Below are 21,379 nucleotides of genomic sequence, written 5' to 3' on the forward strand. Positions count from 1 at the left end.
TCACATCGTGGCGAAGTCGAGGCCGAGCAGCGATCCCATGTTGCGGATCACATCGTAGTCGGCGTCGGTGATTGGCGCGAAGGCCTCGGCCTTGAAGTTGCGCAGCACTTCGGGATCGTCGATACCGACGAATACATCCCGCACCTTGGTTTTCAGCTCGGGGCTCAGGTTCGAGCGCATCGCCCAGGGGTACTGGGGGTATTCGCCGCTGTAACCAAGTACTTTCACCTTGCTCGGATCGATTAGGCCACTTTCGGCTACGTGATTGAAAATTACCTCCGACAGCCCACCCGCATCGGCGTTGCCGTTCGCCACGTTGACGGCAACGGCGTCATGCGTGCCCACAAAATGTTGTTCGTAGTCCTGCCCACCCGTCAAATCGGCCGTCTCAAGAAGCACGGTTTTGGGAATCAAATGGCTGGACGTCGATGCCCGGTCACCATAGGCCATCTTCTTGCCCTTAAGGTCGGCATACTCATTCACGCCTGACGCCACATTGGCGATAATCACCGAGCGATAGGTCGGCTTGCCGTCGATGACCATGGCAGCGAAGGGCTCGATGTCGCTTTTGCTTTTGGCCATGACGTAGGACAGCGGACCGAAATACGCCAGGTCGATACGGCCAAAGCGCATCGCCTCAATCATCGAGGAATAGTCGGTGGTTACGATCAGCTGCACCTTCTTGTCCAGATGCTCTTCCAGATAATCCTTCAGCGGCTGGTTACGCTTGATCAGCTCGGAGGCGTTTTCGTCCGGAAGCAGGGCAACCTTTAGCACATCCGGATCGGCATCGGCCGCTAGGGCGGACAAACTTGAAACAGCGGACAGCAAGCAAGTCAATAAGAGCGCGGATAAGCGTTTCATCGGGACATCTCCAGTGAAGATTCGAGCATGACAGGTGGTTCAGCCGGAGCATTCGCTGGCTGAGTCGTAGAGCGGCCTGCATAGATGCGCTCAAGCTGCGCATCGGTGAGTTCCGAGGGCGCGGCATCGAAAACGATCTGAGAATCGGCCAGCCCGACGACGCGATCGGCGAAGCGGCGGGCATATTCGAGTTGATGCAGCGAAACGATGGCGGTGATGCCGTCTTCCTTGCAGATGTCGCGCAGCAATCCGAGAACACGGACCGAAGTGGCCGGGTCGAGACTGGCTACCGGCTCATCGGCCAGAATGATCGCCGGCTGTTGCGCTAGCGCACGCGCGATGCCTACCCGCTGCTGCTGGCCACCGGACAGTTTGTCCACCCGGCTTAGCGCCTTGTCTGCCAGACCGACCCGAGCGAGGCAACTGAGCGCAATCTCCTGATCGGCACGCGGCAGAGGAAACAGCGAGCGGAGCGTGTTGTGAAAGGCCAGCCGACCGGTAAGCACATTAGCCAGTGCGCTTTGACGTTCGATTAGCTGGTGGTGCTGAAAGATCATGGCGGTACGCCGACGATGCTGACGCAAGGCCGAGCCGCTGCCGAGCTCACCGAGTTCGCTGGTGACACTGCCGCCAGTGGGCGTGACGAGTCGATTGAGACTACGGAGCAAGGTCGACTTGCCTGCGCCCGAGAGACCAAGCAGCACGGTGAACTCACCACGCCGAAATGCAATCGAGGTATCGCGTAGGGCTGTCACGCCGCCTGGATAGACGACGCTCAACCGGTCGACCCGCAGCACGGCGTCCTGTATCGGATGGGGCGTCATTTGATCACCTTTCGCAATATTGCTGGCCGCACAATTGCGGTTCGCGATGCAAAGGGTAGAAATTCCTTGTTAACGCACTGCTTCTAAAGGATGACATTTCGATGAATACTTCGAATCTGCCGTAGCGGGGCGGCAAGCGAAGCCGTGGAAGAACGGGCGCAACGTAGCGTCTTTCTTCACGCGGGATACAGGAGGCTTTGATTGATACTGCTGCGGATTCGCTACAGTAACGTTGGGCCAGAACGTAATGCCATCCAAGCAAGAGAGCGCACACTAGCGGACTATAGGAGACATTCTATTCTTGCCCGTCGATTGACCTAGGCCGTTATGTGGCTGGTCGAAACCTTCAGGTGCCGCCCAACTAGACGTCTGTTGTCGCGCCCAGCTTAATGCTAGGGAAACTCTGAAGAAGACTTCCAGATTTTGGCAAAAGACCCGGATTCCACCCGCTGAGTTTCCCCATGAAGCAGATGACCTTCGCTGACGCCGAGTACGCCGGTAAGCGCAAACAAACCCGCAAAGAGTTGTTCCTGATCGAGATGGATCGGGTGGTGCCGTGGAAGGGTTTGATTGCCTTGATCGAGCCGCATTATCCCAAGGGTGAAGGCGGTCGTCCGGCCTATCCGCTGATGGCGATGCTGCGCGTGCACCTGATGCAAAACTGGTTCGGTTACAGCGATCCAGCGATGGAAGAGGCGCTGTACGAGACCACCATCCTGCGCCAGTTCGCGGGGCTGAGCTTGGAGCGTATCCCCGATGAAACCACCATCCTCAACTTCCGTCGTTTGCTGGAGAAGCACGAACTAGCCGCCGGCATCTTGGCTGTCATCAATGGCTATCTGGGCGACCGAGGGCTGTCGCTGCGCCAAGGCACGATCGTCGATGCCACGCTGATCAATGCCCACGACGGATTGTTACGCTTGCGGCCACCGCGTGGATTGGTGGCACAGACCGAGCAGGGTGTCCTGGATCTATGGAAGCTTGCCCGTTTTCTTGGTGAAGCACCGATCCCGGAGCGGGCCTTCCTGGATGGCCTCACCTTGGAAGGTCCCTTGCGAGCGGTCTTGCTGGTGGAAAACTCTGGCGCTTGGCGTGACCTGCCGATGCTGGACGGATGGCTTTTGGCTCATGTCCCTGGCTGGGACAACGAGTTGTTCTACCTCGGCGACGATCTCTGCTGCGGTGCAGCCCAGGGGGTTAGCTAGCTTGATCAGGGTGGTGATCGTTGGCTGGTTGATGCCCCGTTCCATCAGGCTGACGTAGTTACGCTGCAATTCCGCCTCATGGGCCAATTGCTCCTGGGTTAATCCTGCTTCGACACGCCGTCTGCGCAGGACCTTTCCGAACGCCAATCCGACTTCCACAGATGACTCCCCAAAAGGGAGGACTATCTGGGCGGCGCCATCTCTGGTCTTCACAGTATATTGTGAATTTGGTAAAACGTGACCTCATGGCATGACGTCACCCCAGCGAACTGCAGGGCTGCCTTCCTACATGCCGTCTTCGTAATCGGCTGTAATTCAGTGCAAACAATTAATTTTCGATAAATAAGCAGTTAAATAGAAGGATGTTAAAAGTATATGAGGATTATTGGCATAGCTGCTTATGTGTCATTTGCATTTTTTTTGCAATCAGGAGCCTTCGCTGGCGAAACTGGGGTTCAGCAACTTGTTAAAAGATGCGAGGCTGCTTCCAAGGCTCGCGGGTCCTCACCTGCGCTCTGTTCGTGCACGTTGGAAAGAATGCAGGAGTATGGGTTCACTGATTCGGAGATTGTTAATTTTTCTCGACGAGACTTTAAGCCAAAGGATCTACATGAAACTGAACGCCATATGGACTACAGCATTAAGGTTCGATTAATAGCAGGGCAATGTGGCTGATTAGCTTTCCCACAGTCGTCAGTCTAGGCGTACGTAATTGATTATGTGATTTACCGTAAAGGATTTTATGCGGAACTTTCCTAGGTTTGTTTCATTAGCTCTTGCTGGCTCTATTCTTGCTGGTTGCGGCAGTGAGGATTTCACAGGTGCGTATCGTTATAAGATACCCGGTAGCGAGAGGGTAATGGTTCTCAACGTTCACGGTGATGAGGCCGAGATATTTGGAGAGGATGTGAACGACGGTCGCATCAAGCCGCTGGTTAAAATGAATATTTCAGTAAAAAATAAAAAGTTACTCCTTGATGATGTTAATAGTTCCGAGCGCTTGGCCCTCACGCGAAATGTAGATGAGCAGAGTGTCGATTGTCTCAACTGCAAGGTGCTTGGCATCAATGACGCATCGGTTTGGAAGTATGACCCTCAAGGGCCCTATGACGTAGAGCAGATGCTGAAAGACCAAGCACTCAAGGATGAAGAAGCATTAAATGCCGAACTGCTCAAGATGCAGGAGCAAATTTATGAGCAGGCCAAGCGAGACGAAGAAGCCGCCAAACTAGGTCCCTATGAAGGGGATTGGGTTTATCAGAGGACAACGAAACAAGACCCCTTGATCATCATGACTATCTGGCGCAAAAGTCAGATTAAACGCTGGTCGTTCCGATTTGAATCCATGGATCGCATAGGACAGGAAGTACCAGGGTTCGAGGTCTCAGATGTTGGATTGAAGGTCAAAGTTGGCTCTGAGAGCCGCCTATACAACCTCAGCCCTGATAAGCAGATATTGACCTGCGCTAACTGCAATAGGCCTGAGCGCTGGGTCAAGGCTGACCACAAGAAAGACCTAAGCGATCGCCATTACGCTCGACAGATGGCTGGTAATCCGTAAATCGTAAGAGACCCTGTCCAAATTTGCATTGAACAGGGGCTTATTTCGCTACTGTGCGTATCGGAGTTCTGAAATTTGGGCAATTGCCTCCGATACTTATACCAGTTGAGCCGCTTTCAAGAGGAAGAGAGGAATATCTGAGTGTTTTCCTCCCCAGCCGCCGAAACTTTACACCTGATGCGCTCCATGATTTCTTCTCCAAGCTCGCGTGATGTAAAGTCGAACCTGAGCTGGTAAGACTTTTCGCTGCGCTCGGCTTCCCAATACGAAAGCCCCTGATCAAACTGGATGGTCAGTTGATTACCGGAGCGCAGCTTAAGCTGTAGCCGGCGGTAGTGCGGCAAGGTAGGCAGGCTTAGCACCTCTCCCTCGCGGCCGCAGTACGCCAGAGCCTGGCGGAGGGCCTCATCGCGCTCGCGAGCTGAGTGCCAGTCATGCCGGCACTGCCAAGGCGAGCGATTGTCTTCCCGCTGATATTGTCGGCCTAGGATTCGGATAGAGAAATCTGCATCACTCAGCCGTCCGAGCTCGTGGATCACGCTGACCAGCAGATTCACAACTAGCGGGCTGCATACGTAACGGTCGCTGTAAACCAGTTCTGTAATTGGATCCTTGCCTGTGAGGGCATCATTAATCAGGCCATTGGCCTCAGTACCTAGGTGCTCCCAGAACCGACGAGCAAAGTTGTCGAGCGAGCCATCCAGCTGATTGCCGATCTCGATCTTGATCAAGCCAGGGGGTGGGGCCGGCATGAGATCGGCAGCATTCAAGATGCGCTCTGCCTTGAGGTCGGAGGGGGTGCCTCGGATGATCCGTGCACCGGCCTCCGCTAGATCCCATGTGTGGCCAGGTGCGGCCAGGTTCGTATTGTCGCTAGCCCAGGCAATGCAGCCTTGTGGGCCTTGCAGTGAGACATTGAGTGCCAGCGCCCCGAGATCCGGTATGGAATTGTGTAGGCATATCTGTACTCCGTTGAAGGCTAGCTTTGCCAACCATTCCTTTTGGTCTCTTGGCAGGCTGGAAACGGTACTTTCCAGTAAATGTAATTGCACTAGGTGTCCGACGCTTTCCCAACTATGCAGTTGATGCCTCAGGCGGCGTGCGACAGCAAGATCCCACTCTTCGGCGGGTGCAGTGAAGTAAATGGCTACGGTCTTCGCGTTGTCGTCCCTAGTAATCGCTCTTTCGACCGCTTCCTGTAGAGTGGCGATTTCTGCCTGGCTTTTCGGACCAAAGACAGCGAGCTCGGCGGGCAGCGCCAGGCCGGCAAGCCAAGTCTGATTGATCCACTCCAGCGCGACATGACGATTGAGGCGCTCGGCCTCGAAGCGGGTATCGAAGCTGAGCAGGCAGTTCTGGCAGGCATGCGAGCAGTTGCAGCTGTCCAGACGGGCGATGACCTTTCGCCACAGGCTGGCTTCATTCAGCCGCTCCGCGGCCTGGGTGGTGTAGCCACCGCTGCGCAGGTCGAACACCCGGATGGCGCGGGTTGGCTGGCCATCGACCTTGATCGGGTGGCTGTCGCAGCCCAGCTCCTCGCTCTGTATGCCCAGATCGGCGGCAATCGCTTCGCGCAGCGCCACGGCAATCGAATAGGCGGTGACGTCGTCGTTGAGCAGTTCGCCGCTGGAAGGGTTGCGCAGCACCAGTTCCAGCGCATCGGTCAGGCTGTCATGGCCCAAGTGGACGTTCTGCTTGATCTTCCAGCTGTTGTGGCTGCCGGGGCAGATGTTGTCCCTGTCGTCGCTCCTGCCGCCACGCAGGCGGCGGTGCTGCGCCTTCTGGCGGAAGGCAGCCGGCAGATATTGTTCATTCGCTGGCGCAGAGCCGTCAGGGTGGCTGAGCATCGGCTCGGCCTTGCCGCACTCCAGGCAGATGGCAAAGCCCTTCTGGTTGGCGCCCGATGTGTAGTTGAACAGCTGCGCCTGCTGGCTGGCGCGGAACTGGCCGAGTGCCGGGTTGGCCAGGCAGACCCAGCTGGCCGGTACGTTCAGCCAGGGCGCATTGACCGGCACATACTGCAGGCGGCTGATGTCGTTGTGCGGCTCGTCGAAGAAGTCCACGGCAAAGCCGGAGGGCACCAGATATTCGCGAATATTTTCATCTTTGATCGGCTCACCGCACGCCTGGCAGTTGATCTCCCGTCCGGGGTTGATGGCCGTGTTGCTGGCACCGCACTTATTGCAGTGCCAAGCTTTCTTGAACAGCTGCAGCTCCTTGACGTTTTCGGCAGAGGCGGGAGCGTGCCAGTTCAGGGTGATGCCGGAGGACTTGTAGACCAGCCCATCCATGACCAGTTCGGCGCCCGGCGCATATTCGCGCAGGCCGGTGATACGGTCGCGGGAAGCCAGCGAGCGGTAGCGTGCACGGTTGTCCTCGCGCTTGTCGCCTTCCTCCTGCTTCAGGGTCTGCATGCAGCGGTTGTCGAAGCTGACGATATCGGTCGGGAAGCCGTAGCCAGGCAGGAAGCGCCGGTCGGCCAGCTCGCTCAGCAGGTACTCCTTCTCGATGCGGCTGAGCTGTGCCTCCATGGCTCGGTAGGCAGCGGCCTTCTTGTCGGCAATCTGCTGCAGTTGGGCTTCGCTGGCCGAGTATTCCTGCTGCCATGCCTGCATGATCTCTTTCATGCGGCGGCTGGCGTGCTTGAACAGCTCGGGCTGCGGGGTGGTATCGAGGAAGCTGCGGCGGGTGATGTCCTTGAGGGCCTGTCCCACCAGCGTTTCGGTATCGACCGCCTGGTTGTCGCACCACAGGCAGAATCGCGCGGCCAGCGACATAGGCAGTTCGCCGTCGAGGAAGAAGGCACCGGCGGTCATCGACTTGATTTCCTGGGCGGCGACCACGTGCTTGAGCCAGTGCGACAGCAGCCAGGCATTGACGTGGCGCTGTACCAGATCGGGGCTCTGCAGGGACACCTTGGGCATGCGCATGGGCGTGTTGAACGGCCAGAGCGGGTTGTTGAACACGCTCTGGTCGTGCGGGGTGTTCTTGCAGACGGCCAGGGCCAGCGAGCGTCCCTCGCGGCGGCGCCCGGCACGGCCGGCACGCTGCAGATAGTTGGCCGGGTGCGGGGGCACGTTGTTCATCGCCACCACGCTGATGCCGCCGATGTCCACGCCCATTTCCATGGTGGTCGAGCAGCTCAGCAGGTTCAGCCTGCCGGTCTTGAACAGGCCTTCGTAGCTGTCCAGCTTGCTCTTCGGCTGCTGTGCCGAGTGCTCGGCGGCACGGAAGTAGTGGCCCCCCTCGATGATCCGGTCCATGACGTCCGACCAGAGCGCGTCCTTGCGCAGCTGCTGGATCTGCGGCTCGCTGTTCAGCCAAGCGCGGATCGCCAGCAGGCCCTCATCACCCGGCACATGCAGGAGCGCCTCGGGCGGACGCGGCAGGGTGTAGGGCGTCACCTTGACGACCATCTCGCGGTCGGTACGTGGCGTATAGGGACTGAGCTGCTCGAACGGGGTGTTGATGAAGCGCCGCGATACCGGGCACAGGTAGACCGTTTCGGGCAGCCGGAAGCTCAGGTCCTTGAGGTCGAGCTGATAGCCGTCGCCTGACGAAATCAGCAGCTTTGCCTGCTGGGTCAGTACCCGCCAGGCTTCGCTCAGGATCGAGTCGATCTGGTCCTGATGGGCCGCGGTTGACCAGTTGAATGCCTTGCAGAGCAGCAGGATGGCCCGTGACTGGAGGCTGCTGACGGTATTGACGGATGGCCAGCGGGCAAAGCGACTTTGCAGCTTTTCAGGCTTTTCCCCCAGGACCGGCGCCACGACCCATTTGGGGCTGATGCGTGCGCCGATCAGCGACTGCCAGCGTTTGTCGATGTTCAGGAGGGTGTTTTCGCGGACGAAGAAGTCCAGCAGCACCTTCAGGTAGGTGCGCCAAGTGTCGACATCCAGATGTTTGGGCCAGGCCATGGGCTTGCTGGTGATGCTGTCCAGCTTGGGATAGCAGACCTGTACCAGGCCGAGGGTTTCCAGGCTGTTGGCACGCTTCGGGCGGCGATAGAACTCGCGGGCCAGCAGCATGTTGGCCAGGGCGACACTACCCTGCGGGCCGAAGGTGTTCGGTGCGAGGTTGTTGTAGTAGTCGAGCATACCCATCTGCAGCTCCGGCGTGCCGCCCAGATGGTTGGCCATGTCGGTCCAGCTGATTTCCGCGCCTTTGGCCGCTTCAGCTTGCATGTCCAGCAAGGATTGCAAGTGCTTTTGCTCGATACGACTCAATCGCTCTGCTGTTTGAAGGTCTTGCAGGTCCTGCAAGTCCTCTGCGGACAGTCCATTGACGGGTTGTGCCTGCAGCAGGCGCTGATAGATCAGCCCGCGAATCCGGTTGCGCTCGGAGTCCTGCTGCAGCTTGACGGCAATCCGTGCGGTGCCCTGGCGGCTGTCGGTGAAGGAGATCAGCTTGCGGCCCTGGAACGGCTTGCCGGTCGGCATCGGATCCGGCGGGCAGAACTCCAGCAGGGTGCCGATCACCGTGCTGAGGGTGAAGGGCGTACCGATGCGCGCGGGGCGCAGCAGGCTGCGGCCCTGGATATTGGCGCCACAGCAGGGGCATTCGTTCTTGGCAGTGCGGAAGAGCTGCAGCTCGATGCCACCATCCGCCGGACGATTGGGCGTCAGTCGGTGAGTGGCGCGATCGAGGAAGTCGGCACTGCCTTTCTTGACGGCGCGATTGGTGATCAGGATCTGGATGGATGACACAGTATCCTTATCCTTGGTCTGATCATCGGCCTCCGTGGCTTCATCTTCGAGAGCGAACTCGTCGTCCTGTTGCTGTGTCGGATCGACCAGAGCACTGCTACTGCTTTTGGTGGCCGCCTGCAGGAAGCTCTCGTTGCACTCCTCGCAGGACACCAGTGGCATCAGCGGCGCGCCGCAGCGGCAGTGAGTCCGCTCCTCCAGATAGACCATGCCGAACGGCCAGTCGGCATGTGCCAGCGCGGTGCCGGCCTTGTGGCTGCAGTTGCGGTCCACGCAGGCGCGGATTGCCGGAATCACGTTATGGAACAGGTGTGCGCGCAGCGGCAGGAAGGACAGCCCTTCGGCACTCTTGGTGCCGGACAGCAGATCCAGCCAGGCGAGCACCTGCGCCGAGGGTAGACCGGACTCACGGATCAGCCCTTGCAGGCTTTGTGGTTTCACCTGGCCATTAGGCATGAACAGGGCGCGCAGCCGCCGAGCGGTGGGGCTGGCCTCCAGACGCTGGTAGCGCAGCGCCGACTGTTCCTGGTCCGCCTCGATGGCGCCGATGGCTTCAGGGGTGTCCTGCTCGGCAACCAGGGTGGCGTTCAGCAGCGCCGGGATATCCCGATGTCCCTGCACGACATGCACCTGCTGCGGATCCACTCCGCCGATATCGGCGAGGAAGGTGCGCAGGCTCTCGATGGTCTGGGTATCCGAGCCGAAGGTGGCCGAGGTTGCCACGAAGCGCACATCCTGCGGCTTGACCTGGAAGGCCAGCATCACCCGGCGCAGCAGCAGCGCCATCTCCGCGGCCTGGGAGCCGATGTGGGTGTGCGCCTCGTCCAGACTGATCCAGCGCAGCTTGCCGGCCGACTTCTGCAGGATCGGCTCGTCATCCTTGCGGATGAGCATGTACTCCAGCATGGTCGCGTTGGTCACCAGCAGTTGCGGCGGGCTGGCGCGCAGGCTCTTGCGGTCGATCACCTGGCCATCGTACTGCTGGTCTCTATTCCTGCGTTCGTTCTCCAGGGCACCGGTGTATAGACAATGGCGAATCTGTCCGCCGAATCCGTGGGTCCAGGCATCCAGGCGGTTCTGTTGCGAGTTGATCAGGGCGTTTAAAGGGTAGATGAACAGGGCGCGGACACCCTCCGGGTCTTCGCCAGCGTCGATTTCCTTGGCCAGCTGGCTGAGGACCGGTACCAGGAAACACTCGGTTTTGCCCGAGCCGGTGCCGCTGGTCACCACCAGTGATTGCGGCTCGGGACGGTTGAGAATCTCCCAGGCCGCCAACTGGTGGGTGAAAGGATGGCGATTGCTGGGGAAGGCATATTCCTCTGCAAGATCATGGGGCTCCTTGGGCGGGGCCGCCATGGCTTCGGCAAGGCGTCGGTGTAGTAGGTTACCGCCGGCCAGCGAACTCATGGTTTCAGAGCTTTCCTGCCAGCCGAAGGTCGGCTCGAAGACTGGGTCGGCCAGCCAGGCGCCCGGAGTGCCGGGGGCAGCGGTCAGCTGATCATGCAGGAACTGCCGCAGCTGCGGATTGCCGAGGCTGAGCAGGCCCTGGGCGGCCCGCTCGCTGCGGGTGCTCAGGTTGCCGGTGAGGGCGGAGAAATAGTTCTTCTGATAGAGCATGGGATTCACTTCTGCATCGAGGCGGCTTGCGCCATGGCCAGGCCGAGTTGATAGGCCGAGTCAAACCAGACGCTATCGAACTGGCGAGCATTTCTGAGGCTGAACAGGCGTGCCGGGTCGGCTTGCCATTGCTGCCCGCGGCCAGCGTAGGTATCGAAGGCGGCCATGAAGGGCAGCATGACCGTGGCCAACTTGAAGTCGTTGGCAGGGAGCTTGCTGCAGCGGAGGAGCATTTGCCCGTGGGGCGTTTTCAGGAAGGCTCCTATATCCGTATTGCCGCTGCCGGGGTATTGATGGGTTTCGGCAGGGTTCCGCCGGAACATCTGCTGCATGGCCGAGTGCTCGCCATCAAACAGGTGCGACTGCCAGGAGGCGGTGAGCATCGCCGGGTTTTTCAGGAAGAACCCCACATCCGGGCTTTGCAGATCGAAGGAGTGGTGCAGGCCCTGATCGAAGATAAAGCGCAGCGCGGGCTGCCAGCGAGACAGGAACTGGCTCTTACTCTGGATGTCGGTGCGGATCAGCGACAGTAGCCGGGGATTGTCGACGGCCAGCTGTTGGCGCAATGTCGCAAAGGTGTCGAACCAGTGCTCCGGGGCAATCAGCAGCCACTCGAAGGGCAGCTCGCAGGGCAGGCGCTCGGCCAGGCGGCTGGAGAAATCGTCCAGCCGCAGGGTGGCCATGGCCAGCGCTTGCGGCTCGCGGATCAGTGCCTGGCAGATATCCAGGCTGGCCAGCGGCAGATGGTGCAGCCGGTCCAGCAGCAGCTCCAGCGTCTGCCAGTCCTCGGCTTCCGGATCCGCGGCCATGGCGCGCAGCGCGGCTCGGAGCAGGCGCATGCGCTCTTCACCATCGGCTTCGCAGAGCGCGTCGCGCAGCGGGGTCAGGGGCTTCGACAGTTGTCTCACGGTCGGCGGCACGACGGTCGGACGGCTGTGCAGTTTGGAGTCGTCGGGGGTGTACAGCAGCCAGGGACCAACCGCATCGGTCGGCAGGCTGACCAGCCAGTTGCCGGTGAACACCTGCTCGGAGAAATGCAGCGGCAGGCTGACTGGGTCATGTTCCGGCTCGGCCAGAGGCAGGGCCAGTATCAGGCCCTCGGCCTGGGACTGCTCGGGCAGGAGATCACGAGCGCCATCGCTCAGGGAGGCCATTTCTTTTTGGCTGTGCAGGCGGATGCGCGTCGAGTAGCGGCCCACCTGCAGGCGGGCGTGGGTCTGGTGGGCGTGGATCAGCTCCAGCTGCACGGTATGATCGAGTCCGGGGTGGCAGGACATCATCTGCTGGATTGCCGGAATCAGCTCGAACAGACGGATTTCGCGGATCCCGGTGTAGCGAATTTCCTGCGACAGGGTGGAGCGTGAGTCGGTGCCGCCGGAGGTCAGGCGAATCTGCCAGTTCTCGGCGCCCTGTGTCGACATCAATACCGCACGGCATCCGATCAGCTCTTCGATGGTCAGGGCCTGATTCAGCTTGAGAGGAGTGTCGTTGCGCAGCAGCGTGACGCCATAGCCGGGGAAGGGCAGAGTGAGCTTCTGCTCGCCGTCGGGCCACTGCAGGCACAGCGGAACCGTGGTGGCCGGCCGGCTGCCGGTGCTCTTCAGCCGCAGGGCCAGGCCTGTTCCATCATGGCGGCGCTCCAGCGCGATCTGTTCGCTCTCGCAGCGCACGGGCACATCAGGCCAGTGGTGAAGGCGAATGCTGCCCTCGAGGGTAGTGGCGCCCGGCGCGTAGGTGATGGAGGCTTCGTCCGGGAGAAGCACGGCGCGGGTGTTCAGCAGGCGCTGGCCATCCTTGCGCCAGATCAGCCGGCACAGCCCCGGCGCCCGGGCTTGGGCGAGCGGCAGCTCCTTGCCCTGCGTGCGGACAAACAGCTCATGGGCGGGCGCATAGCTGGAAAAGCCCGTTCCCTGCTCAATGCGTAGGCGCGGCGTGCCACGGAACAGCAGCCCCGGCACGGAGAGCGCCTCCAGACTGTTGCCATGCCAGTAGGCTTCCGGGTGGCGGGTAGCGCTGGCGCTGATGGTGACAACGAAGGGCTGTTGTTTGTACGTGAGCCGGGTGGTACCGGCGGGAAGTTCCATCAGCATTTGCCCGTCGGCCAGGCAGTCATGCAGCTCGCGAGCCTCGCCTTCTTCGGCATACACGATGGTTCTTGCCGGCATGGCCGCCAGTGCCGACTCGCCCTTGACCAGCGCATCGCCCTGGGCGAGCAGGCGGGCAAAGGGGTAGGTATTCTCGAAGATCAGCGGCTCGTCATGGCTCAAGGCTTCGCCGCCCGGTAGGTTGGCAATGTGCAGGGTGGCGCCCCAGCGGCTGACGATCAGCTGCGCGGCATTGTGCAGGCTGTGGATGGCCGGCAGCGGCCTGGCGATCAGCTGGTATTCCTCGTCTCTAAGCAGGGCTTCGCCGACCAGGTATTCCCGCTCGCCGATGCGCAGCAGGAGCTGGAAGTGTGGCGGCAGCGCATCCACGGCCATCCCCAGCGCCTCGGCAACCTGATCGCGCCTGGCCTGAGCCTGCATCACGAAGGACTGCTCGTAGACGGGTATGGAGCCATCGGAACTGAAGCGCAGGCCGCGCTGGATCTGGAAAGGAGGCCGCCGCGACTGGGGCGTGATGCTGACTGTATCCCGGACCAGACCCTTGATCAGGCTGGCGGCGGCCTGGGAATCGAGGGCGATGGGGAAGAGCTCTTCCCAGTGAGGGCACTCTTCCTGCAGCCGGGCGATTGGGTCTTGGGCGCCCTGCAGGGCATAGGCCTTGCGGATGTGCAGCACCGCCTTGACCAAGCTGTCGAGCAGTTCGTAGACCGGCGCCTGCTGGTAGCAGGCGGGCAAAAGCTCGGCCTGGGCCTCGATGGCCTGGCGCAGATGCTCATCCTGCAGGCGGTATTCCAGTGCCTGCTCAGTGACCATGCGTAGCAGGCGGGATAACCCGCCCTGTGCCGACTCGACAAGGCGCATGGGCAGGCCGCCATTCACCGCGACCAGGCCGATGAAACGTTTGCCTTCACTTTTTATAGTGGTTTGCAGACGCCACTGACGACGCCCATCAATTACCAGGCTGCGGGTCTTCTCATGAGCTACCTTTCTCTGGCCGGCTGCCTCGCACAGTGGTCCCCAGCGCCATGCTCCCCCTGGATATTCGCGCTTCCACCATTCGGCCGCAAAAAGTAGCCAGGCCTGAGCATATTCGGGGTGCGCGTGTTGCCCTAGGTTGAGCCCATGCAAGAGCTGGCGCAGTGTCTCGAATTCTTCTGATGAGGTCTTATAGGCGAATAGGGGACGACCATCCGGCTCTTGCAGTCCACGCCTAGATAAAAAATCTGAAATCCATTGGACAAGCGGCACACATAATTCCTTTTTTGTGAACGAGTGAGCTGCCTCAAAGGCTGTCCTTGGATCGTGTCCTTTTTTCAGTCTTAAAACAAGGCGACGGATTCATCCGGCTTGTGGGGGCTGGAGATGAAGTGCATTGATGGATGCACGTGAATCAAGAGATGCTCAGCCTCCGTTCAGCAAGGCAGCCGCCATACCGTCCAGTCGTTTTTTTGTCTTTTCCCATTGCGGCATGACCTGCTGCATAAGGCGGTAGAACCGCTCACTGTGGTTGTGTTCGGCGATGTGGCAAAGCTCATGCAAGATCACATAGTCGATGCACTCGCGGGATGCTTTAACCAAGTGGGGATTGAGCGTGATACGGCCCGCAGGTGAACAACTGCCCCACTGTGTCTGCATGCTTAGGATGCGCAGTGGCGGCTTGGCTGCAACCCAAAGGGCTTGTTGCAAGACAGCGTCTAGACGTCGATCAAACACCTCACGGGCGCGAGCTTTGTACCAGGCGTAAAGGAGTGCGCGGATCTTGTCTGCCGACTTGACCCGAACAGAAACCTCCAGCTTGCCCCGCAACAAACGCACCTGCTGTAGCTCATCAGGCGCCTCAATCACCTTGAGCACATACTGCTTGCCTAAGTAGTAGTGGCTTTCCCCGCTGACGTACTGCCGCGGGCGAACGTGGGTTAGCTGAGCACGGAACTCACGAAGCTGCTCATAGATCCAGCGACCGCGTCGTTTCAGCGCGGCCAATACCTGTTCATCGCTGGCCCCATCCGGCGCACTGACGCGCACGCGGCAGTCCGGATCGACTTTGATCAGAATGCGTGAAACATCGCGAGCCCTTCGCGTCCTTTCAACCTGTATCAACTCATCGGCATAGTGGAAGCTCAGCCAGCTCGACACTGCGGAGGCAGGTGGAGCGCTCATGACGATGGGTACACTCATAAGCCGGACAAGCCTACTCGCGTGATTTGCACCACCCACTCAACCATGGCCTTCGCCTGATCCATGCCAGCGCCCACCGCTTTGCACTCCTTGAAGAGCAGCGGCAGTAGCTTCTTGCGAATATCGCTCTCAATATTTTGTGGGTTGATTGAATGCTCAGCCACTGAGGTCGTGACCATTTCATCCAGGCTGAAAGCTAGTTTTACCCAGTGCTCCTGTGCCTGTTCATCAGCTGAAACCAAGGCCTCAGGAAGGCTCTTCTTGAAAATGCCGAAGTACGCCTGGGCATGCCGGTTACCCGCAAACACATCGGGCAGCTCATCGAGCTTGCGGGCCTGCACCTTCTGCTCAAATTCGTGGAATAGCAGGTATTGCTTAAGCGGGTGGTCAAATAGCTTTGCTGCCTCTTCGATGGCCTGGCGCAGCAGTTTGGAGAACGCTTCTTGGGCGTAGGGGTCATCACGCAACTCCTGCTCAATCATCTTGCTGACGCGGGTCTTGATGATGTCTGTTTCGTTGCGTGTCTTTTCCTCGCTCCACTGTTCAGGCTTTTGCTGCCCCATCTTGCCGACTTCATAAACTCCGCCGGGGTCTTTCACCTCGACGCCTACCACATGCTTATCCAGCAGCTTACGTACCTGCTCGGCATACTGGTCGTAGTTCACCGTTTCACCGGCATCTTGTTTGGCGAGTTGGCGCAGACTGGAGAACTGTTTAAGGGTTTCCTTGTAATGAGCGCGGTCGGCATTGCTGAAGCTGGTGTCCTCGAAGAAGGATGCTGACTGCAAAGCGACCTTTAGGCAGGTAGCGAACTCGGTCAGCGCTTCGTAGAAGTCGTCGCGTACCTTGAGATTCACATCAACCAGCTCCCCATCGCGCTCTTGAATCCTGGGCACCAGCACTTGGCGTAGCTGTTCGATATCACCTTTGTTTTTCACATCGGAGAAGATCGCCCAGAGGTTCTTATGCAGCTGGGGTAGCCGTTTGTACTCGCTGCTCATCTGGTTGTAGAGGCCAGCGATGTCATTGATGTCATAGCCGCCCTGAGTGCGGGAGGCCAGATCCTGATACTTTTGGATCGTGGTATCCAGCTCGGAAAGGATGCCCCTGTAGTCGATCAGCAGGCCGAACTTCTTCAGTGGGTGCAGGCGGTTTACCCGAGCAATCGCCTGGATCAGGTTGTGCTCCTTAAGTGGCTTGTCGATGTAGAGCACGGTATTTTTCGGCTCATCGAATCCCGTCAGCAGCTTGTCCACCACTATCAGGAGCTTGAGAGAGTCATCCTTGTCGAATCGCTCGATCAATTGCTTGGTGTAGATCTGCTCATCCGTACTGCCGACGTTTTTCTTCCACCACTGGGTTACCTCGGGTGAGGCCGATTCATCCACATCGGTGTTGCCCTCACGGCTATCCGGCGGGCTCATCACAACGGCGCTCTCGAACAAGCCTGCCTCATCCAGATACTGCTTGTATTTGATTGCCGAGGCCTTGCTGTCGCAGGCCAATTGACCCTTCAGCCCCTCGTCGATGTTCTTCACGAAGTGGTTAGCAATATCTAGAGCTATCAGGCGAATACGGTCATCCGCGCTATAGATTTGCCCCTTCTTGGCGAACTTGCGCTTGAGGTCGGCTTTCTGCTGCTCGTTTAGCCCTTCAGTGATTCGCTCAAACCAACTGTCGATGGCGCGCGCATTTACATCCAGATCAGGTATGCGCTCTTCATAGAGCAACGGTGTCACAGCCTGATCCTCCACTGCGCGCTGCATGGTGTAGGCATGCACGATGGGGCCAAACTTGTTCGTCGTCTTATCGTCCTTGAGCAGCGGTGTGCCGGTAAACGCGACAAAGGCCGCATTGGGCAGTGCCTGCTTCATGCGGATATGGTTTTCACCACCTTGGCTACGGTGACCCTCATCGATAAGCACGATGATGTTGGCACTGGTGTTCACGCACTGTGGCAGCTTGGTAGCGCTGTTGAACTTCTGGATCAGCGAGAAAATGATGCGCTCGTTGCCCTTACCGATTTGCTCAGCCAAGCGCGTGCCGGAAGTGGCCATGGCAGCCTCGCGATCCTTCTTGCCAGCCAGTTCGCCGCCCGAGGCAAACGTTTTGCTCAGCTGGCTTTCCAGGTCAACCCGGTCGGTGACCATCACAATGCGGCACTGCTTGAGAGAGTCATGCAGGATCAGCGCCTTGCTCAGAAAAACCATGGTGAATGATTTGCCCGAGCCGGTTGTATGCCAGATGACACCACCTTCACGACCGCCGTCTTTGCGTTTCTGATTGATCCGTTCAATCAGCCGTTTGATGCCGAAAACCTGTTGGTAACGCGCGACGATCTTGCCGGCCTTCTTGTCGAACAAGGTGAAGAAACGAGTCATCTCCAGCAGCCTGGCTGGGGACAATAGGCTAATGAGCAACTGATCTTGGCCTGTCAGTGCGAGCTCGCCGCCAGCGATCAGGTTTTCGTACCAGTGCAGATCAGCCGCTGGGCGATGGCTGAAAATTGCCGCCTTCTGCACACCAGTCAGTTGGCGATTCTTTAGCGTGTACAACTCAGAGGTAGAGATATCCTCTTCGCGCCAGGCCGCCCAGAACTTAGCTGGCGTGCCGCAGGTGGCATAGCGCCCATCGCTGCCATTGATCGACAGCAGTAGCTGGCTATAGGCGAACAGTTTGGGAATTTCGTCATGGCGCTGGTTGCGCAGGCTTTGCGAAACGCCTTCGTCGATTGTCGGGCCTTTTTGTGCATTGCCATCCGGGCGCTTGGCCTCGATTACGACCAGAGGAATGCCATTGACGAAGCAAACGATATCCGGCCTGCGCGCTTCCACACCGCCGCTGCGGAGCACGCGAAATTCTTCAGTGAAGATAAAACTGTTGTTGGCTGGATTGTGCCAGTCGATCAGCGCCACGGTTGGGCTGGCCTTTTTACCATCCACGAACTCCGTCACCGAGATGCCATACAGCAGATGGTTATAGAGCCGTTCGTTTGCAGCCATCAATCCTTCATTGAGTGCAGGGCTGCACACTTCACTGATCAGGTTGTCGATAGCTTTTGCGGAAAGCGGGTACTCACCGCCTCCAAACAGGAAGCGCCGCTTACTCAGCTGCTCACGCAGCACATCACGCAGCACCACGTCATCGCTCTTACCGGCCCGCGCAGCCAGAGCGTGCTCGGGTGACATGAATTCCCAGCCGAGGTTGCAGAGCAGCGCCAGAGCAGGAAGCTTTGCGCTGTACTCCTCCTGAAATTTCGGTGTTGGTGTCATGCGCTGTGATTCTCCGGGCGGCCATCCAGTTTTCGCTGAAAACCAATCAGCTCATGAATCTGGCTGCTGTGTGGGTCATAGACCCATTCATGATCAAAAAGGCTGGTTAAACGCTGAGTCATAAAGCAATCGCCTACGACCAGGGAATAGAAGCGGTTGCCATGAGTACGCTGCTGCTCAATTTGCTGGCGTAAATGCTCTGGCAAGCTAGCCATGATGAAGTCTGAAATCATCAACAGGTCTGCTCGTTCATAGGCTTCGCTTTTCATCACACCCAACGCATGATCCAATGCCGGGATCGCATCCGTACCGCCGTGAAAGGACATGCCCAGAAACTTGATCAATGCCTCCATACCAAAGTCGTCGCCAAGATCAAGCGTCTCGATGCCGGTGGAAAAATTAATCAAATAGCATGCTCGCTTTTGCTGCCTGGCCTTGCCTGCAATGAAGAGCGCCACGGCTTTGGCAACCGTCTCAGGCATACCGCTCATAGAGCCGCTGGTGTCGACACAGATCACCATTGGCCCTTGTTTAGCTGCCTCTTCAACGCTACGCAGCTCTTCTTTTTGGTGATGTTGCTGCACGCGCTGAATGCCCTGCATGTCAAAACACATCAGGCGTGACTCGACATACTTGAGGTCGAAAAGAATGGACGTTTCGGGGTCAGCCAGAAGTGCCAACTCGCTGGGCAGCACATGCTCGATGTCACGCCCTAGGCGAATGCCGATGATCTCTTCTCGCGAATTGATATCCGGTAACTCAATGTCTTGCGTATAGCGCACCTGGGCTCGCTCGATACGCTCGGATAACTCCAGCTGGCGTAGCTTGCCCAGCAAATCACATAGCGACCGAACACCCGGATCATTGGCCAAGTAGTTAGCCCACCGCTTAAAGCGCTCGATCTCTTGTGCAGAGAAATTGCCTTTGGACAGGTCAAGGAATATACCCGGGTCCAACCCCAGCATTTCCAACTGCTGTTGAAGCTGTTGCAGTAACTGCAGAAATACCTCGAGCTCCTCCATGAACTGCCGGCGCAGCATGGATATGCGCTCAAGCTCCCACTCGGCCCGCGCTTTATCTAGCGCCTTTTGCCATTCATCTCGCAAAAGGCGGGCACTTACGGTGCTATCGGCCTGACGTTTTTTGGTAACTGTTTGAGAGGCCGTCACCGCTGCTAGCTCACGCTGCCAAAAAGATTGATTGTCCGGCAGTTTGGCTACACGACAGAGCGCAACATACTCCGCAACAGCTGCTGCCAGTTCTGCACTCGAAACAGGGGAAGACTGGTTCCGGGTTTTCCAGTTCGATAGCTGCTGCTCATATAGCGCAAAGGGGAACTCAGCTTTCAGCTCTTCAGCCGAGGCCAGCTGCCACAGCCGAATCCTCTCTGCTACGTGACCTGCAATCGAATCAGAGTCTCTTAATAGCGACGCGAAGATACGCTGAGCATTATCGCTAACATCCTTGGCAGCACTAGCCAGTAGATCTAGCGGCATAATTCTTCCAGCCGTTCGCAGTCTTTGATACGAAGTTGCAAACCTTCGATTTGTAGTGCTATTCCCGAAATTGCTAGAGAAATCTTATCTGCCGGCACAAAAGGCGAGCTCAGCTTAGTCTCGTAGGCTTTAAATTTTTTCTCTACTTTTTTCAGAGTGAAAGAGAGCTTCTCGCGAATTTCACTCACCGAAGAGGAAAGGGAGGTGATTAATCGTATATTAATATCCTCCTTTCTGTCGCCTTTGTGAAAAAGAACTTCAGGCGTGAACTTAATGCTCAGGTAATCCACGTGGCCGTTAGATAAGGTGATCTGACAGGTTCCTTGTCCGTCAAATTTGCACTTAACACTTTTCTGTTCATTACCTTTACTGTCTAGCGGGTGGAACTCGTCTTTTGTCTTGAGTCTATCTTTTGCGATGAATATCTCAAATGCTTTTTCGTAGTTGCTGTAGTAGCTGTTTTTGGGCTTGAAGGTGCCTTTGCATTGAAAGAAATCCTTGTTGGAGAGCTTTACCGTTTTGTAAATATCAGCAGAATGGAAAAGCTCCTTCTTTATCTCCTTGTCTAGTGCGTCTTTCTCTTTATCCAGTGCAGCCAAATCTATACCACTATCAAACCCACAGGCCTTTACCGCCTCCGCAACGATATCCCAGACAGCCTGACGATTTTCTTCATGAGTCCACAGGCAGTGCTGCAGCAGCAAGGCGTCACTATGGTTGGTTTCCTTGCGATCATTAAAAAAGGCTGCTGCCTTCATAAGCATCGCTGCGCGCTGCCAGCGGCGGTCGGAGACATAAACCTTGAGCGTTTCGTATTGCTGCTCCAGCTGTTCGCGGATCAAGTGAATGATGGTTAGCGTCTCAGCAGACAGCTTGACCTGATGCAATTGCGCCATCCACTCAGCCCATTCGCTGGACTTCACCTGTTGAGCCGAGGGGATATCGATTTTGGCTTCGGTCGGTTTGCTATTAAGTAGCTGATCGAAGTGCTGGGCTTCACGAATGGGCCCCACCATCAGCCTCACAATAAAGCGGTCATACAAGGCTTCTAGGCCTTGATTGGCATCTGGCGTTTCGTTGGATGCAGCAATCAGGGCCTTGAGTGGGGCTTTCTCAATGGCTTCACCATTACGGAACACATGCTCGTTAATCAACGTCAGCAGGGTATTCAAAATAGCTGGGCTGGACTTCCAGATTTCATCAAGGAAGGCGAAATCGGCCTTGGGCAGATAACTATCTGTTTTGCGAATGTAGCGATCTTCTTTCAGCGCTTTTATGGACACAGGGCCAAACACCTCTTCAGGTGTGCTGAAGCGGTTCATCAGGTATTCGAAATAGGTTGGCTGCTCAAAGGCGCAGGCTATACGGCGAGAAATCAGACTCTTGGCCGTGCCGGGTGGCCCGTATAAAAATGTATTCTGCCCGCAGAGTGCTCCCAGCAGGGATACCGCGATGATCTCTTCACGCTCAAACATGCCCGCGCTTACGCTGGCGACCAAATCCCCGATACGCTTTTGCAAACCCACATCCAACTCCTTGCAATCACTCGGC

The 21,379-nt window shown here is 57.8% G+C and carries 10 protein-coding genes and 1 pseudogene; 2 read left to right on the top strand and 9 right to left on the bottom strand.

Translation table 11 applies throughout. The annotated features are described in order from the left end of the window. Together phnD and phnC are read right to left on the bottom strand one after the other, a co-directional pair. Positions 1 to 864, bottom strand: coding sequence for a phosphate/phosphite/phosphonate ABC transporter substrate-binding protein (gene phnD / locus APH34_RS18750; RefSeq protein ID WP_054881257.1), 864 nt, complete (start codon positions 862 to 864; stop codon positions 1 to 3). Beyond that, the gene (phnC, locus tag APH34_RS18755; RefSeq protein WP_054881256.1) at positions 861 to 1,688 is read right to left on the bottom strand and encodes a phosphonate ABC transporter ATP-binding protein; all 828 of its coding nucleotides are present in this window, start codon (positions 1,686 to 1,688) and stop codon (positions 861 to 863) included. Before phnC ends, phnD begins: the two co-directional genes overlap by 4 nt. 461 nt (positions 1,689 to 2,149) lie before the next feature. Between phnC and APH34_RS18760 the strand changes: the two are divergent. Continuing rightward, positions 2,150 to 2,590, top strand: a pseudogene (locus APH34_RS18760) (IS5-like element ISPre1 family transposase); the annotation flags it as partial. A gap of 69 nt (positions 2,591 to 2,659) precedes the next feature. Here the strand turns inward: APH34_RS18760 and APH34_RS29980 are convergent. Further along, the gene (locus tag APH34_RS29980; RefSeq protein ID WP_311133399.1) at positions 2,660 to 3,106 is read right to left on the bottom strand and encodes a helix-turn-helix domain-containing protein; all 447 of its coding nucleotides are present in this window, start codon (positions 3,104 to 3,106) and stop codon (positions 2,660 to 2,662) included. Positions 3,107 to 3,752: 646 nt separating this feature from the next. Here APH34_RS29980 and APH34_RS18765 point away from each other — a divergent pair. Then, positions 3,753 to 4,454: a hypothetical protein gene (locus APH34_RS18765; RefSeq protein WP_082422839.1), complete on the top strand. Its 702-nt coding sequence runs from the start codon at positions 3,753 to 3,755 to the stop codon at positions 4,452 to 4,454. 116 nt (positions 4,455 to 4,570) lie between these two features. Here APH34_RS18765 and APH34_RS18770 read toward each other — a convergent pair whose 3' ends face one another. From APH34_RS18770 to APH34_RS18795, 6 genes are all read right to left on the bottom strand, one after another. Further along, positions 4,571 to 10,777: a DEAD/DEAH box helicase gene (locus APH34_RS18770; protein ID WP_054902421.1), complete on the bottom strand. Its 6,207-nt coding sequence runs from the start codon at positions 10,775 to 10,777 to the stop codon at positions 4,571 to 4,573. Positions 10,778 to 10,782: 5 nt separating this feature from the next. Further along, entirely contained in the window at positions 10,783 to 14,130 is a 3,348-nt protein-coding gene (locus APH34_RS18775) for an STY4851/ECs_5259 family protein (protein WP_223656451.1), read from the bottom strand. 153 nt (positions 14,131 to 14,283) lie between these two features. Then, positions 14,284 to 15,060 carry a M48 family metallopeptidase gene (locus APH34_RS18780; protein ID WP_054881253.1) on the bottom strand — a complete coding sequence of 259 codons (777 nt, stop codon included), beginning with the start codon at positions 15,058 to 15,060 and terminating at the stop codon, positions 14,284 to 14,286. Beyond that, positions 15,057 to 18,332 carry a type I restriction endonuclease subunit R gene (locus APH34_RS18785; RefSeq protein WP_054902422.1) on the bottom strand — a complete coding sequence of 1,092 codons (3,276 nt, stop codon included), beginning with the start codon at positions 18,330 to 18,332 and terminating at the stop codon, positions 15,057 to 15,059. The genes APH34_RS18780 and APH34_RS18785 overlap by 4 nt, the downstream gene beginning before the upstream one ends. Continuing rightward, a complete protein-coding gene (locus tag APH34_RS18790; protein ID WP_054881251.1) occupies positions 18,329 to 19,828 on the bottom strand; it encodes a VWA domain-containing protein in 1,500 nt (499 codons plus the stop codon). Before APH34_RS18790 ends, APH34_RS18785 begins: the two co-directional genes overlap by 4 nt. Then, positions 19,819 to 21,354 carry an AAA family ATPase gene (locus tag APH34_RS18795; protein WP_054881250.1) on the bottom strand — a complete coding sequence of 512 codons (1,536 nt, stop codon included), beginning with the start codon at positions 21,352 to 21,354 and terminating at the stop codon, positions 19,819 to 19,821. Before APH34_RS18795 ends, APH34_RS18790 begins: the two co-directional genes overlap by 10 nt. Between the last annotated feature and the right edge of the window lie 25 nt (positions 21,355 to 21,379).

It is taken from the genome of Pseudomonas sp. NBRC 111131, assembly GCF_001320525.1.
Lineage (GTDB): Bacteria > Pseudomonadota > Gammaproteobacteria > Pseudomonadales > Pseudomonadaceae > Aquipseudomonas > Aquipseudomonas ceruminis.